This is a genomic window from Bacteroides caecimuris, assembly GCF_001688725.2.
Lineage (GTDB): Bacteria > Bacteroidota > Bacteroidia > Bacteroidales > Bacteroidaceae > Bacteroides > Bacteroides caecimuris.
In genome coordinates this window covers 2714604-2731084 of sequence record NZ_CP015401.2, presented here as the reverse complement: position 1 = coordinate 2731084, position 16481 = coordinate 2714604, and the positions used below count along the sequence as shown (strand labels likewise).

Here is a 16481-nt window from a genome sequence, read left to right as displayed (position 1 = left end):
ATACATAAAACTAAATAGAAAACAGAATAATATCTCTCTAAATTAAAAACCAATATGACAAAGAATATTTTCATCGTTGCGATAGCTGTCCTGTTAAGTGTTGCTTTTTGTTCGCTATCGGCACAAAATGTGAGTAAAGATTATAATGTAGGCAAATTTTCTGCCATCAACCTGCAATCTGTCGGAAATATTATTTTCGCTCAATCGGCAGAATGTACCTGCCGTTTGGAAGGACCTTCCGAATTTGTAGAGAAAACCCGGGTAACGGTGAAGAATGGTACACTGGTTATCGATTATAAAGAGAAGAATGCAAAGAATGTCAAGAATTTGATTTTTTATATAACTGCTCCCGATTTGAGTAAAGTGAAAATCGACGGGGTAGGGAACTTTGATGCAAAGGAAAAATTGAATCTTAAAAATATAGCTTTCGAACTCGACGGAGTGGGAAATTGCAACGTGAAAAATCTTCATTGCGATGAACTGAAACTTGATGTCGACGGAGTAGGCAATATGAAAATGAATGTTGACTGTAGTGTTATCAAGGCTAAAGTGGATGGAGTAGGAAATATCACTTTATCGGGTAAGGCTGATACTGCTTTCTTTAAAAAGGATGGTGTTGGTAAAATCAATCACAAAAACTTGAAATGTAAGGATATAACAAAGAAGGGCTGGAACTTCTAACGTAGAACGTTCTTTGACGAACTACTGTGTAACCTAATCGAAAAAAGAATAAAAAAGATGAGTAAGAAATATACTGAACTTTATACTGATAACGATCATGATAAAACTCTATTTTAAACAAGCATTCCATCTGTTGGGAGAAAATAAACTGCTTTCTTCTATTTCCATTATTGGTACAGCTTTGGCTATTGCTATGATAATGGTGATCGTGATTACTTTACGTGCGACTATTGCTCCCTTTGCGCCGGAAACCCATCGTGACCGGATGCTCATTTTCCGTTTCGCAGGCCTTCAAAATAAGTCTAACGTGAATTGGCAAAGCAATGGCGCTATCGGATACAATACGGCAAAGGCTTGTTTCAAAGCAATGACAATTCCCGAAGCTGTTTCCATAACCAATATCGGGCAGGAAACCATGCTGGCTGCTAAACCGGCAGGTGAGATGGAAAGTTGTAGTGTGTTGCAAACAGACGATGATTTCTGGAAAATATTTGAATTTAAGTTTCTATCCGGTAAACCGTATGATAATGCTGATTTTGATGCCGGAGCAGACAAAGCGGTGATTTCCGAAGATATGGCTCGCCGCTTGTTCGGAACGTCAGAAGTGGTTGGGAAAACATTCCTTCTGAATCATTCGGCTTATATTGTTTGCGGAGTGGTACGTCCGGTCTCTAAACTGGCGAAGTACGCCTATGCGCAAGTTTGGATTCCTTTGAGTTCTACAAATGCCTTCACAGCCACTTGGGGCGATGACAATATCATGGGTATGACTGCCGTCTATATACTGGCTAAATCGAAAGACGATTTTCCGGCTATTCGGCAGGAAGCGGACCGCTTACGGACTATCTTTATGGCAGGGCATCCCAATTTCGATTTACTCTATCACGGACAGCCTGATACTTATTTCGTAGCCGCGCAACGCTATTCCTCCAACAATCCTCCGGCTGTGAAAGAAGCAATACGGCAATACATACTGACATTACTTGTCTTGTTGATCGTCCCTGCCGTCAACTTGTCCGGACTTACTTTGTCACGTATGCGTAAGCGTATCTCCGAAATAGGAGTGCGAAAAGCCTTTGGTGCATCCAGAGGGGAACTTATGATGCAGGTACTATCCGAAAATATGCTTTATTCCCTGTTCGGAGGAATTCTCGGACTGGTATTAAGTTATGTCGCCGCTTTCCTTTTGGGAGGAATGCTTTTCTCCGTAGACTTTGTATCCAATGGGGTGGAAGATTTGCGGACCATGTGTGTCGACTTACTGTTCGACCCTACCGTATTCCTGCTGGCATTTTTGGCTTGCTTCCTACTCAATTTGCTAAGTGCCGCCATTCCGGCATGGAGAGTAACCTGCACCAATATTGTGGATGCCATCAACGAAAGATAATTCTTCAACTCATCTAAATTCTAAAGAAAATGCAACTATTAAAACAAATATGGAACGAGCGCCGGTCAAACGGATGGTTATGGTCAGAACTGTTAATTGTTTTTGTGGTCCTGTGGTATGTGGTCGATCGGACGTATGTGACAGCGCGTACTTATTACGAACCGGTAGGATTTGATATTACCGATACGTATTATTTGGAACTAAGCCTGAAAAACGAAAAGAGTAATTCCTATCTTTCGAAAGAGCAAAAGAGTACATCTTTAGGACAAGACATTGTTGAATTGACCAATCGTCTCCGGAGATTGCCGGAAGTGGAGGTCGTTTCAATATCCAGAAATGCGCGTCCCTATATCGGGAATAATTCCGGTAGTATTTTGCGTATCGATACATTGGTTATTCATCCGCTACGGCGTTCGGTAACCCCTGACTTTTTTCAGGTCTTCCGTTACCAAAGTGCTGATGGACGTGGTTATCAGCCGTTGGTACAAGCTTTGAGGAATGGCAATGTGGTTGTTGGTGAAAATTGCTGGTCCAAAGATTATAAAGGCGATCGTACACTGTTGGGTAAAGAAATGGTCGATGTGGATGATTCTACGAGAGTATACAAGATAGGAGGAGTATCGAAGAAAGTGCGTTACAATGACTTCTGGGCTAATTATAGTGACCGGTATGTAGCCATTGCTCTTTCTGAAAAGATAATGGCCAAACTTGATAGTGAACTTTATCCTTCAGATGTAGAAGTTTGCCTGCGTGTGAAACCGGGGACTTCTAAAGACTTTGCGGAACGTTTGATGAAATTGTCTGCCAACCAGTTGAGTGTCGGTAACTTATTCATCCTGAAAGTGCATGATTATGAAGATCTGCGGGATGGCTTCCAGCAAGGGAGTTATAATCAAGTACAGATACATCTTTGGATGATGGGCTTTTTATTGCTCAATATTCTGCTGGGTATTGTCGGCACATTTTGGTTTCGTACGCAGCACCGTCGTGCCGAGTCTGCACTTCGTATAGCAGTCGGGTCCAGCCGGATGCAGCTTTGGCAACGTTTAAATAAAGAAGGATTGCTATTATTGACTCTGGCTGCTTTGCCTGCCGCCGCCATCTGTTATAATATCGGCCATCTGGAGTTGACTGAAGGGTATATGGAGTGGGGAGTAGTGCGTTTTCTTATTACATTTGTCATAACCTACTTCCTGATGTCTTTAATGGTTCTTATTGGTATTTGGTTTCCTGCCCGTCAGGTAATCCGCATACAGCCTGCCGAAGCGCTGCGCGAAGAATAAATGTGCATAATGAAAAAGAAAAATATATTGTTCGCTCTTGCTGCCGTTTGCCTGCCGTTGGCATTGTCAGCACAGAAGGAAAGGGAAATAACCTTGAATGAAGCTATTGCTATGGCGCGTGCTCAATCTGTTGACGCTGCTGTTGCCTTGAATGAATTGAAAACCGCCTATTGGGAGTTTCGCACCTTTCGTGCCGATCTTCTGCCGGAAGTCAACCTGACCGGAACCCTTCCCAATTATAACAAATCATATAGTTCCTATCAAAATTCGGATGGTTCTTACGGTTTCGTCCGCAATAACACATTGGGGCTTACCGGTGATCTTTCCATTGACCAAAACATCTGGCTTACCGGTGGTAAGCTTTCGCTGACCTCCTCTCTCGACTATATCAAGCAATTGGGAGCTGGAGGAAACCGTCATTTTATGTCGGTTCCTGTCACATTGAAACTTATACAACCCATCTTTGGAGTCAATAATATAAAGTGGAACAGACGTATCGAACCGGTTCGTTATGCCGAAGCAAAAGCTGCTTTTATCACTGCTACCGAAGAAGTGACGATGCGTACCATCACCTATTATTTTAATCTTTTGTTGGCAAAAGAAAATCTTGGTACGGCGAAACAGAATCAGACAAACGCCGACCACCTTTATGAAGTAGCCCTTGCCAAACGCAAAATGGGGCAGATTTCCGAGAATGAACTCTTGCAGTTGAAGCTTTCTGCCTTAAATGCAAAAGCAGCATTGACGGAAACAGAGAGTGATCTTAATGCCAAGATGTTCCAACTCCGTGCCTTTCTGGGAGTAGGGGAGGATGAAGTACTCAGTCCTGTTCTTCCCGAAGCTGTAGAAGGCCCGAGGATGGAGTACAATCAGGTGTTAAATAAAGCATTGGAACGTAATTCTTTTGCACAGAATATCCGTCGTCGCCAGTTGGAAGCCGATTATGAAGTAGCTACCGCACGTGGAAATTTGCGTAGTGTCGATTTGTTTGCAAGCGTGGGATATACGGGTGAGAACCGGAATTTTCCAGCCGTTTACAGGAACTTGCAGGATAATCAGATTGTTCAGGTAGGTGTTAAGATTCCGATTCTCGATTGGGGAAAACGCCGTGGGAAAGTCCGGGTAGCCAAGAGTAACCGGGATGTGGTGCTTTCAAAGATCCGCCAGGAACAGATCAACTTCAACCAGGATATCTTTTTGTTGGTGGAGCATTTCAATAATCAGGCGCAGCAGTTGGACATAGCGAAGGAAGCCGATGCAATTGCACAGCAACGTTATAAGACCAGTATTGAAACTTTCCTGATAGGTAAAATTAATACCTTAGACCTGAATGATGCGCAGAACTCTAAAGATGAGGCAAGACAGAAACATATTTCCGAACTCTATTATTATTGGTATTACTATTATCAGATTCGCAGTCTGACGCTATGGGATTTTCGTACCAATACCGAACTTGAAGCTGATTTTGATGAAATCATCCGGCAATAGAAAGGGTAGGAAAAAGCTTTTGATTCTTATGGAGGAACTTGCAGTAAATAGTATTATTTTCTATTCCGTTCTTGCTTTTTACAAATTAATTTCGTATCTTAAGAGTTTTAATCCTTTCGAAGACAGGTGGTCATCTTATAGAGTGACAATAGTCACCTTATAAGATGATATTTATCACTCTATAAGGTGACTATTGTCCCGTTATAACGGGATAATTACTCGACTGCATAAATAATTATAAATTACTGTACTGAAAATCTTTATTTAGTGCAGTGGAAAATCTTAAATACAATAATAAGAAAACAGCTTTATTACGTAACTTGTATTATTGAAGCGTGCATTCCGTGATTTATATATCAATCATTTGGTAGCAAACTATTTATTAGTACCTTTGGAGTGTGAGACAAAGTTGTTAATTGACTGGGCAAAACTCAAATATAACTATGATTCTGATAATTGACGATGACAGCGCAGTGCGTTCTTCGCTTAGCTTCATGTTGAAGCGGGCAGGATATGAACCACAGACCGTTCCCGGTCCACGGGAAGCTATGGAAGTAGTACGTTCCATAGCTCCGGATTTAATCCTGATGGATATGAACTTCACTCTTTCTACAACGGGTGAGGAGGGTTTGACCCTACTCAAACAAGTAAAAATATTCCGTCCCGAAACACCGGTGATATTGATGACCGCTTGGGGAAGTATCCAACTAGCCGTACAAGGAATGCAGGCAGGAGCTTTTGATTTCATTACGAAACCTTGGAATAATGCCGCCTTGTTGCAACGCATCGAAACGGCACTTCAACTTTCGGGCACTCCACAGGAACCAACACAAGAACAGAATGATGCTTTCGACCGCAGTCACATCATCGGGCGTAGCCAGGGATTGACGGACGTGTTGAACACCATTGCCCGTATAGCAAAGACCAATGCTTCTGTCCTGATTACAGGGGAAAGCGGAACAGGCAAAGAATTGATAGCCGAGGCCATTCATATCAACAGTCAGCGAGCCAAACACCCCTTTGTGAAAGTGAATCTTGGCGGTATCTCTCAAAGCCTGTTCGAAAGTGAAATGTTCGGGCACAAGAAAGGGGCTTTTACCGATGCTTCTACAGATCGTATCGGACGTTTCGAAATGGCAAATAAAGGAACGATTTTTCTAGACGAAATAGGTGATCTCGATCCTTCGTGCCAGGTGAAGTTACTGCGTGTATTGCAGGATCAGACATTTGAAGTGCTTGGCGACAGCCGTCCGCGAAAGACAGATATCCGGGTAGTATCAGCCACCAATGCCGATTTGCGCAAGATGGTGGGCGAACGTACGTTTCGTGAAGACCTTTTCTATCGTATCAATCTGATAACAGTGAAACTGCCTGCCCTGCGCGAACGTCGCGAAGATATTCCCTTGCTGGCACGTCATTTTGCTGACCGTCAGGCGGTAACTAACGGATTGCCCCGTACGGAGTTCTCTGCCGATGCCCTGCAATTCTTGAGCCGTTTGCCCTATCCGGGGAATATTCGTGAATTGAAAAACTTGGTGGAACGTACCATTTTGGTAAGTGGTAAACCGCTACTTGATGCTTCCGACTTTGATGCACAGTATATTCGCCACGATGACGTAAGAGTGACCGAAGGCGCAACTCTGGCCGGTATGACTTTGGATGAAATAGAACGCCAAACCATTCTCCAGGCGTTGGACCGTTACAAAGGAAATTTGAGTCAGGTAGCTACAGCATTGGGTATCAGCCGTGCTGCACTCTACCGTCGTCTCGAGAAATATAATATAACAATGTGATAGATTTAGGTACGTACGTGCCTAATCATATAAGATTAATCGTTAGCTATAGATAACGTGCGTATACAAGGATTCTTTTACATACTAGTCTTTCTGCTGCTGGTATTAGGTGGTGTCTTGCTGTTCCTTTCCAGTCAACTGAATACAATCTTTTTCTACATAGGAGAGGGGCTGATACTTTTCATCTTCATTTATCTGATCTTTTTCTATCGTAAGATTGTGAAACCGTTGAATACAATCGGAAGCGGTATGGAGTTGTTGCGTGAGCAGGATTTCAGTAGTCGTCTTAGTCCTGTAGGTCAATATGAGGCCGATCGTATAGTGAATATCTTCAACCGCATGATGGAACAGCTCAAGAATGAACGTCTCCGCCTGCGTGAACAAAATCATTTTCTCGATTTGCTGATTAAAGCTTCTCCGATGGGGGTAATTATAACTTCCCTTGATGAAGACCTATCAGAATTGAATCCGATGGCTTTGAAGATGCTCGGAGTTCGTTTGGAAGACGTACAAGGCAAGAAGATGAAAGAGATTGATTCTCCGTTAGCGGTGGAATTGGCCAACCTCCCGAAAGGAGAGACGGTGACCGTCCGTCTGAACGACTCGAATATCTACCGGTGTACTCATTCTTCTTTCATTGATCGTGGATTTCAGCATCCCTTCTATTTGGTAGAAACCCTTACCGACGAAGTGATGAAAGCGGAAAAGAAAGCATACGAGAAAGTGATCCGCATGATTGCCCACGAAGTGAACAATACGACTGCCGGCATTACTTCCACACTGGATACGGTAGAACAAGCTCTTTCCAGCGAAGAAGGAATGGAAGACATCTGCAACGTGATGCGTGTATGTACCGACCGTTGCTTCTCGATGAGTCGTTTTATTACCCGTTTTGCCGATGTGGTGAAGATACCCGAACCTACTCTTTCTCCTGTTTGTCTGAACAGTCTGTTGCTCACCTGCACACGCTTCATGGAGGGTATATGTGCCGACCGCCATATCCGGATTCGCATGGAACTAGATGAATCCTTGGCAAAAGTGATGTTGGATGTTGCTTTATTCGAACAAGTGCTTGTCAACATCATAAAAAATGCAGCCGAAAGCATTGAAACGGATGGTGAAATCGTCCTCCGCACCCTTTCGCCCGCCGCTATCGAAATAATGGACAACGGCAAAGGCATCGACAAAGAAACGCAGGCAAAACTGTTCAGCCCTTTCTTTTCGACTAAGCCCGACGGACAAGGCATTGGACTTGTCTTTATCCGCGAAGTGCTGATGCGTCACGGATGTACATTCTCCCTCCGTACATACGTCGATGGATGGACCAAATTTCGGATTATTTTTCCTTGATGGCACTTCAAAGTGTTAAATAGCCTCAAAAAGAAGTTGTAATATGTCCACATTTGTGGTAATAAGATTTATTTTGCATAAAAAATTACGAATGGGAAAAGAAACATCAAACAGGATACAGACTTCATTGCTCAATGCAATGGAGAAGAAAGTATTGATTTGGATGGCAGAAAGACAGCCGTTGTGGATGACTTCGGATACGTTGACATACATTGGATTGTTGGGTGCCGTTATTTGTGGGCTGGGTTTCGCTTTGGCTCATATAGATAAAAATTATTTATGGATTTCATCATTGGGGCTGGTTATCAATTGGTATGGCGACAGCCTTGATGGAACGTTGGCACGCGTACGTCACACGCAGCGTCCCGTTTACGGATTCTTTATCGATCATACGTTGGATGCGGTGACTATTTGCATCATGTGTATCGGTGCTGGCATTTCTCCCATGTTTAGGCTTGATGTAGCCATGTTGGTGTTGGCGGGATACTTGGTGCTTTCCATTTATACATATATTTCCACGATTATCAAAGATGAGTTCCGGCTCACTTATGGTAGCTTCGGACCTACGGAATTCCGGCTGGTAGTCATACTCATCAATACCGTGTTTATGTATACTCCTTTGTCATCAACTATCTATACTATTGCCGGGCAGACATTGGGTATATTTGATATTATCGGCTTGCTGATAGCCCTTTTCCTTTTCGGAGCATGGCTCAGCCAATTTCTTATAGATCGCCGTATTCTTTCCGAACGCGATCCGTTGAAACCCTATAACCCCGGAAAAAAGGAGGATTGATAATTTTGCGTACTTATTTGGAATTTGTAGTGAGCCGTCTGTTCGGCACGGGAGTCGATACGTTTGTATTGTGGATATGTTCCCATTATTTGTTTGAGGGATATTGGGGAGTATATATTGTTTCTCCCGTGATTTCGTTCGAATTTGCAGTGATGAGCAATTTTATCTGCTCCTATTGCTGGATATGGAAAAACCGCATAAGTGGTAGGTGTATGCGCGATTTTTGGATTCGTTTCTTTGTGTTCAATCTTTCTTCTATAGTAGCTTTTCTAGTGAAAATGCTGTTCTTGCTGATTTTTGAGAAGATGTTCGGGTGGGGGGTGATATGGTGCAACTTTGCGGCGTTGCTTATCTCCGGATTGCTTAATTATTTTTTGGCAGATACGGTAGTGTTTCGCAAGTGCTTTGTGTCTACAAAGCGCGAAGCTTGACGATGATATATGTTGTTGTTTAAACAAAAAGGCGGCTCGTTTTGACCAGCCGCCTTTTCTGTCTATTTGATTTCGAATTCTTCCTTCATATCGATTTCCTCTCCATGTGTATCATAGAACACATATTGCAGAAATGCGAGTTTTTGACTTGGAATAATCTTGATACCGAATCCGTATTTCATCTGCCACTTCCGTTTCAGGGAAACGATCCCCTGATTGATGTAAGCGGCGACATACGGATGGACGTGTAACGAGAATTTCTTAACCTTCAGTTTATTGACCAGGTAATCAATTTTACTCTCCAAAGTGTCCGTAAAAAGAATGGACGACTTGATAGTGCCTTTGCCGAAGCAAGTGGGGCAGGTTTCGGTCGTGTTGACGTCCATTGCCGGACGCACACGTTGGCGTGTAATCTGCATTAGCCCGAATTTGCTAAGTGGCAGAATATTATGCCGTGCCCTGTCTTTCTGCATATTGGCACACATTCGTTCATAAAGCTTCTGACGGTTCTCGGCTTCATTCATATCGATGAAGTCCACGACGATGATACCACCCATATCTCTTAATCGCAATTGGCGCGCCAGCTCATCGGCGGCTCCCAAGTTTACTTCGAGTGCGTTACCTTCCTGCCCGTTGGCATTCTTGGTGCGGTTACCGCTGTTCACGTCTACTACGTGAAGCGCCTCAGTGTGCTCAATAATCAGATAGGCACCACTCTTGTAAGAGATTGTTTTACCAAACGATGATTTAATCTGCTTGGTGATACCGAAATTGTCGTAAATGGGAAGTTGACCTTTGTACAGTTTCACGATATTGGCCCGGTCGGGCGCAATCAGTGATACATAGTCTTTAATTTCATTGTACACAGCCTCATCGTTGACGTGAATATTCTCAAAAGAAGGGTTGAAGAGGTCGCGCAACAAACCTACGGCGCGGCTGGTTTCTTCATAAATTAACGTCGGATACTTGGTGGCTTTTTGTACTTTTACCATCGCATCTTCCCAATGTTTTATCAGGACTCTAAGCTCTCCGTCGAGTTCGGCTACGCGTTTGCCTTCAGCTACCGTGCGGACGATGACACCGAAGTTTTTCGGCTTGATGCTCATCAGCAATTGTTTCAGGCGGGCGCGTTCTTCGCTCGATTTAATTTTTTGTGAAACAGAAACCTTGTCATTAAAAGGGATTAGTACGAGATAGCGTCCGGCAAACGAAATTTCGGACGTCAGTCGCGGTCCCTTAGTGGAGATCGGTTCCTTAACGATTTGCACCACAACTTCTTGTCCTACCTTGAGGGTATTGGCTACTGTTCCATCCTTGTCAAGATCGGGAAGCAGGGTTGCTTTGCTGATGGAGGTCAGCTTCTTTTTGTCGCTTAAAGTCTGCTTTACAAACTTTTCGAGTGAGTTAAATTGAGGACCCAAGTCTAGATAATGAAGGAAAGCGTCTTTCTCGTAACCGACGTCTACAAAGCATGCATTCAGTCCGGGCATCAATTTCTTGATACGTCCCAAATACATATTGCCCACAGAGAAAGAAATATTTCTTCCTTCGCTTTGAAGTTCTACCAAGCTCTTATCTTCGAGAAGGGCGATGGAGACTTCTTTGGGCTGTACGTCAACTACTAGTTCACTTGTCACTTTTCTGTTTCCTTATTATTGATTGAATCTCATTTATGTGAACAACATTTTTTACTAATTGTTCATTTTGGGTTAGCTACTTAAACAAAGAACAAACTTGAAAGACATTAGCTTCGCAAGTTTGTTCTTTATTTCTGTGTGATCCAGACTTAAAAATTATTTTTTGCTTTTATGTCTGTTCTTTCTTAGTCTTTTTTTACGCTTGTGCGTAGACATTTTATGTCTTTTTTTCTTTTTTCCGCTTGGCATAGCTTCACATTTTATGGGTTAATACTCTTGTTTATTATTTTTTTACTGAAATTGTAAATGTCTTAGCCGGTTTGAAAGCCGGAATATTGTGCTCCGGAATAATGATCGTAGTATTTTTAGAAATGTTACGAGCAGTTTTTTGCGCTCTTTTCTTTACTACGAAACTACCAAATCCACGTAAGTATACGTTCTCATCGTTAGACAGTGAATCCTTTACTGCATCCATAAATGCCTCAACTGTTGTAAGAACTGTCTGCTTGTCAATCCCAGTTTTCTTTGTAATCTCGTTTACAATATCTGCTTTAGTCATTTTTCCTTAAAAAAAATATTATTATTATGTTATTGCTAATTTTTTGGACTGCAAATATATAGCTTTTTAAGCTCCTAAAAAAATATATTCTGCACATTTTTTCTAAAAAAATAGTGGCATAGGGGTTTCTTAGAACCAAAAGAGTTACTTTTGTGTGCCTTTTGGGTAGAATAGAGAAGATAAATGTTAGATAATACACTAGGAACGAGGATATGAGCGTGTTTACTAAAGCAATTGTAGAGTGGTATAAAGAGAACAAACGTGAACTACCCTGGAGGGATTCTACCGATCCGTATCTGATTTGGATTTCGGAGATTATTCTTCAACAGACTCGGGTGGCGCAGGGGTATGATTATTTTCTTCGCTTTATCAAACGTTTTCCTGATGTGCTGACTTTAGCCGCTGCGGAGGAGGATGAAGTGATGAAATACTGGCAAGGACTGGGATATTACTCACGTGCCCGCAATCTTCATGCTGCTGCCAAAAGCATGAATGGGGTTTTCCCGAAAACGTATCAGGAAGTGCTGGCTCTGAAAGGAGTGGGGGAGTATACAGCAGCGGCAATTTGTTCGTTTGCTTATGGTATGCCTTATGCGGTGGTGGACGGTAATGTGTACCGGGTGCTTTCCCGTTATTTCGGCATCGATACTCCGATTGATTCGACGGAAGGAAAAAAGCTCTTTGCAGCATTGGCGGATGAGATGCTGGATAAGAAGCATCCGGCTGTTTATAATCAGGGAATAATGGATTTCGGAGCGATTCAGTGCACTCCGCAATCGCCCGATTGTTTGTTTTGTCCGTTGGCGGGCAGTTGCTCGGCGCTTTCAAAAGGCTTGGTGGCAACACTTCCAGTGAAGCAACACAAAACAAAGACAACGAACCGTTACTTTAATTATATTTATGTACGTGCGGGCGCGTATACCTTTATAAATAAACGGACGGGCAATGATATTTGGAAAAATCTGTTTGAACTGCCATTGATAGAAACTCCAGTGCCTCTTTCGGAAGAAGATTTTTTGACTTTACCGGAATTCCGTGCACTCTTTGCACTGGGGGAAGTACCGGTGGTACGTACGGTTTGCAGAGAAATAAAGCATGTACTGTCTCACCGGGTTATCTATGCTAATCTATATGAGGTGACTTTATCTAAGAATTTGACTTCTTTCAGTGGCTTCCAAAAAATAAAAGTCGAAGAACTGGAACAATACGCTGTTTCAAAATTGGTGCAGACCCTGTTACAAGCAATGGATGGGCATTAAGTATTAAGTTTTAAGTATTAGGCTGCGCCATGAACCGCATACTTAAAATTTAGTACTTAATACTTGATTTTATACTTAATACTTAAAATTCTTGCATCCTATTGTTATTCTGTTTAATTTTGGCGACAGATTTGATTTAAGAATCATAAACTTGATACAGATATGTCAGTAAATAAAGTGATATTGTTGGGAAACGTAGGACAAGATCCGCGGGTAAAATACTTCGATACAGGTTCGGCAGTAGCAACTTTCCCATTGGCTACAACGGATCGTGGATATACGTTGGCTAATGGAACCCAGATTCCCGAAAGAACAGAGTGGCATAATATCGTTGCATCCAACCGTTTGGCGGAGATTGTGGATAAGTATGTGCACAAAGGTGACAAATTGTATCTGGAAGGAAAGATAAGAACACGTTCTTATAGCGACCAGTCGGGTGCTATGCGTTATATCACCGAAATTTATGTGGATAATATGGAAATGCTGTCTCCGAAAGGAGCCAATCCGGGTGCGGGAGTTTCTGCTTCCGGACAACCAGCGATGGGGCAACAGCAACAACCGGTTTCCGGTCAGCCGCAACAAACGCAGCAGGCACAATCCGTGCAAGATAATCCGGCAGATGATTTGCCGTTCTAAGATAATGTGATAGTGTGCCAATAGGTTTTTGCGAGCTTCTTGGCACATTGTCTTTTGTTTAATTAAAATTTAGATTCTTTGGACTCAGATGGTTATTTAAGCCAATTGGCTGACATTTTCAACGGTATTACCGTAAACACTCCTTCTATCTCTGCTATTATTGCCATAGTATTGGCAGGTGTACTTCTGCTTGCTTCCGGCTTTGCTTCGGCTTCCGAAATAGCTTTTTTCTCACTTACTCCTTCCGACCGGAATGATATTGATGAACAGAATCATCCTTCCGACGAAAAAATAAGTGCCTTGTTGGGGGATTCAGAACGCCTTCTGGCAACGATATTGATTACAAACAACTTTGTGAATGTAACCATTATCATTCTCTGCAACTTCTTCTTTATGAATGTATTTGTCTTTCATTCTCCATTGGCAGAGTTCTTGATACTGACCGTCATCCTGACTTTCCTATTGTTGTTGTTCGGTGAAATCATGCCGAAAATCTATTCGGCACAGAAGACGTTGGCTTTTTGCCGTTTTTCGGCACCGGGGATTTACTTTTTGGAAAAACTGTTCCGTCCGGTGGCTACTGTGCTTGTACGTTCAACTACTTTTTTAAATAAGCATTTTGTAAAGAAGAGCCACAATATTTCTGTCGATGAATTGTCGCATGCATTGGAACTGACAGATAAAGCGGAGCTTTCTGAAGAGAATAATATTTTGGAGGGCATTATCCGTTTCGGCGGTGAAACAGTGAAAGAAGTGATGACATCACGTTTGGATATGGTCGATTTGGATATCCGTGCCTCTTTCAAGGAGGTAATGCAATGTATCATTGACAATGCTTATTCGCGTATTCCTATCTATTCCGGTTCGCGGGATAATATCAAGGGGGTATTGTATATTAAAGACCTGTTGCCTCATGTCAGCAAAGGGGATAATTTCCGTTGGCAGTCATTGATCCGTCCGGCTTATTTTGTGCCGGAGACGAAGATGATTGATGACTTGTTGCGTGATTTTCAGGCGAATAAGATCCATATTGCCATTGTTGTGGATGAGTTTGGAGGAACTTCCGGACTGGTGACAATGGAGGATATTATCGAAGAGATTGTGGGGGAGATTCACGATGAATATGATGATGAAGAACGTACATACGTTGTCTTGAATGACCATACCTGGATATTTGAAGCGAAGACGCAGTTGACGGATTTCTATAAGATTACGAAAGTAGACGAAGACGAGTTTGAAAAGGTGGTAGGAGATGCGGATACATTGGCGGGTATGTTGCTCGAAATTAAAGGAGAATTCCCGGCATTGCATGAGAAAGTAACTTATCACCATTATGAGTTTGAAGTGCTCGAAATGGATAGTCGTCGTATCCTGAAGGTGAAGTTTACAATTCTGCCGAAGGACACGGAAGACTCGGAAGAGAAAGAATAATCTTGAAATCATAATTTTGAAAGCATAATCAAGCAAACGTAAGATGGCGTTATTTCTGCAGCATAAGATGGATGATATACAGTGGGCTGTTTGGAAGATGGAAGAGCCTTTGGAGGTTCTGTTGGCTCTTTTGCCGGATGTGCGCAGAGCTTTCTGTGAACAGGAATTGCATCGTTTTGTTTCCGAACGTCGTAAGATGGAATGGTTGTCTGTTCGTGTTTTGTTGTATTCCATGTTGCAGGAGGATAAGGAAATCGGTTATTCCCTCGAAGGAAAACCGTATCTGACGGATCATTCTTTTTTCATCAGTATTTCTCATACGAAAGGTTATGTAGCTGTGATGCTTGCTTCTTTCACTCCGGCGGGCATTGATATTGAGCAATATGCTCAACGCGTTCACAAGGTATCTGATCGGTATATCCGTTCTGACGAACAAACGGAACCTTATCAGGACGATATGACTTGGGGACTGTTATTGCATTGGTCAGCAAAGGAGGCTGTTTTTAAACGGATGGAAAACGCGGACGCTGACCTTCGTAAACTTCGTTTGACGCATTTTATTCCTCAAGAGCAAGGAACCTTTCAGGTTCAAGAGTTGGCGACGGAGCAGCAGGAACTTTACTCTGTCGGTTATCGTATTTGTCCGGACTTTGTGTTGACATGGACATTGAACTGACGCGGACATTGAGTTGAATAGGGGGAGAGATAGAGTACCTCTACCTGTTTTTGGTTCAGTTGTCATTCTTGGGGATTTGATTCAGGGCGATCACATCTCTAACAAAATAGATTCATTCTGGTGCAGAAGAGACTGTCTAAAAAGTCGGTTCTATCCTCATTCTCCTCCTTCCCGAAGAAGGGGAGTTATAGTTACTAACGACTTTTCAGACAGCCTCTTTAAAATGATGAGGTCGATTGATGTTAAGCTCAATCTCAATTAATTAAACAGTTGGTTGTTTAGTCTTCGATAAGTGTAATACCGTCAAGGCAGAAATAAGAAGGGGTGTTCATACTAGAAACTAATACTCCTTCATTTTCATATTCTGAATTATCTGTGGAACTTAGTTCGAATTGAATGTAGGCAGCATCTTCAATGTAACTCCAGTCAAACCACTCCCAAGTATTCACGATTTTAGTTTTTCCATCTCTGAAGTCGGCAAGATAAAAATCTACTCTACCTATTTCTGTCCCGTTTGTTCGGTAACCTACTGCTGTAATTTTAAACCAGTCTCCATTGCTGAATCGTTTTACTCTTGAAGGGCTATTGCCATCATTACCGTCTTTGATAGCTAGGTAGGCATAAGTTGTATTTGTAATCCATGCACCCTTAAATTCATATTTGTCAGGATGGAGGTTGGTGATTTGGGCTGGAGTGAAGCTGCTGGAGTGGGAAGTAAAATAAACTTTTCCATTCTTTCCTTTTGCGGTAATAGCACTGATATTGGTGTACCCGGGAGTAGTGACGTCTGTCTTGTTAGTATAAGTAAATCCACCTCCAAATCCCCATTCTGCGTAGTAATGAGCAAACTCAACTAAATTATTCGGGTCTTTAAAGTTCCATTTGTAATAATAGTCAGCAGGGTTCTCTTTCACTCCTTCTTCAGCCTTTAATTCGGATTCACTTTGAGGTAATTGATTTTCGAAGTTAATTACCACTTCATTCTTTACATCATCGTCATCATCGCTACACCCACAAAATACAAATACTGATAACAGTAATAATAAAGATAATTTCTTCATGTTCTTTTCTGAT

General features: G+C 42.3%; 15 protein-coding genes. 12 read left to right on the top strand and 3 right to left on the bottom strand.

Annotated elements, in window-relative coordinates:
* Positions 1-54 precede the first annotated feature (54 nt).
* From A4V03_RS11850 to A4V03_RS11810, 8 genes are all read left to right on the top strand, one after another.
* A complete protein-coding gene (locus tag A4V03_RS11850) occupies positions 55-681 on the top strand; it encodes a GIN domain-containing protein (RefSeq protein ID WP_065539037.1) in 627 nt (208 codons plus the stop codon).
* A gap of 97 nt (positions 682-778) precedes the next feature.
* Positions 779-2068, top strand: coding sequence for an ABC transporter permease (locus A4V03_RS11845; protein ID WP_065539036.1), 1290 nt, complete (start codon positions 779-781; stop codon positions 2066-2068).
* Between the two features lie 29 nt (positions 2069-2097).
* Complete coding sequence (locus A4V03_RS11840) at positions 2098-3351, top strand: ABC transporter permease (protein ID WP_065539035.1); 1254 nt, start codon at positions 2098-2100, stop codon at positions 3349-3351.
* A 9-nt stretch (positions 3352-3360) separates the two neighbouring features.
* Positions 3361-4839, top strand: a complete 1479-nt coding sequence (locus tag A4V03_RS11835) for a TolC family protein (RefSeq protein WP_065540400.1) — start codon at positions 3361-3363, stop codon at positions 4837-4839.
* 443 nt (positions 4840-5282) lie between these two features.
* Positions 5283-6632, top strand: a complete 1350-nt coding sequence (locus A4V03_RS11825) for a sigma-54-dependent transcriptional regulator (protein ID WP_065539034.1) — start codon at positions 5283-5285, stop codon at positions 6630-6632.
* Between the two features lie 57 nt (positions 6633-6689).
* On the top strand, positions 6690-7982 hold the full coding sequence (locus A4V03_RS11820) for a sensor histidine kinase (protein WP_065539033.1): 1293 nt from the start codon (positions 6690-6692) through the stop codon (positions 7980-7982).
* A 91-nt stretch (positions 7983-8073) separates the two neighbouring features.
* Positions 8074-8778 carry a CDP-alcohol phosphatidyltransferase family protein gene (locus A4V03_RS11815; protein WP_065539032.1) on the top strand — a complete coding sequence of 235 codons (705 nt, stop codon included), beginning with the start codon at positions 8074-8076 and terminating at the stop codon, positions 8776-8778.
* A gap of 5 nt (positions 8779-8783) precedes the next feature.
* Positions 8784-9209, top strand: coding sequence for a GtrA family protein (locus A4V03_RS11810; protein ID WP_235827483.1), 426 nt, complete (start codon positions 8784-8786; stop codon positions 9207-9209).
* A gap of 62 nt (positions 9210-9271) precedes the next feature.
* Here A4V03_RS11810 and A4V03_RS11805 read toward each other — a convergent pair whose 3' ends face one another.
* Positions 9272-10846: an Rne/Rng family ribonuclease gene (locus A4V03_RS11805; RefSeq protein ID WP_065539031.1), complete on the bottom strand. Its 1575-nt coding sequence runs from the start codon at positions 10844-10846 to the stop codon at positions 9272-9274.
* 283 nt (positions 10847-11129) lie between these two features.
* Positions 11130-11405 carry an HU family DNA-binding protein gene (locus tag A4V03_RS11800; protein ID WP_004300646.1) on the bottom strand — a complete coding sequence of 92 codons (276 nt, stop codon included), beginning with the start codon at positions 11403-11405 and terminating at the stop codon, positions 11130-11132.
* Between the two features lie 212 nt (positions 11406-11617).
* Here A4V03_RS11800 and mutY point away from each other — a divergent pair, with 212 nt between their 5' ends.
* The 4 genes from mutY (at position 11618) to A4V03_RS11775 (ending at position 15407) form a co-directional block, all read left to right on the top strand.
* On the top strand, positions 11618-12664 hold the full coding sequence (gene mutY, locus A4V03_RS11790; RefSeq protein WP_065539030.1) for an A/G-specific adenine glycosylase: 1047 nt from the start codon (positions 11618-11620) through the stop codon (positions 12662-12664).
* 162 nt (positions 12665-12826) lie between these two features.
* On the top strand, positions 12827-13300 hold the full coding sequence (locus tag A4V03_RS11785; protein WP_065539029.1) for a single-stranded DNA-binding protein: 474 nt from the start codon (positions 12827-12829) through the stop codon (positions 13298-13300).
* Positions 13301-13378: 78 nt separating this feature from the next.
* Entirely contained in the window at positions 13379-14731 is a 1353-nt protein-coding gene (locus tag A4V03_RS11780; RefSeq protein WP_065539028.1) for a gliding motility-associated protein GldE, read from the top strand.
* Positions 14732-14774: 43 nt separating this feature from the next.
* Positions 14775-15407 (top strand): 4'-phosphopantetheinyl transferase superfamily protein, encoded by a 633-nt coding sequence (locus tag A4V03_RS11775; protein ID WP_065539027.1) that lies wholly within the window; start codon positions 14775-14777, stop codon positions 15405-15407.
* Between the two features lie 278 nt (positions 15408-15685).
* On the opposite strand, the gene A4V03_RS11770 is transcribed toward A4V03_RS11775, so the two are convergent.
* Complete coding sequence (locus A4V03_RS11770) at positions 15686-16468, bottom strand: DUF4465 domain-containing protein (RefSeq protein ID WP_065539026.1); 783 nt, start codon at positions 16466-16468, stop codon at positions 15686-15688.
* Positions 16469-16481 lie beyond the last annotated feature (13 nt).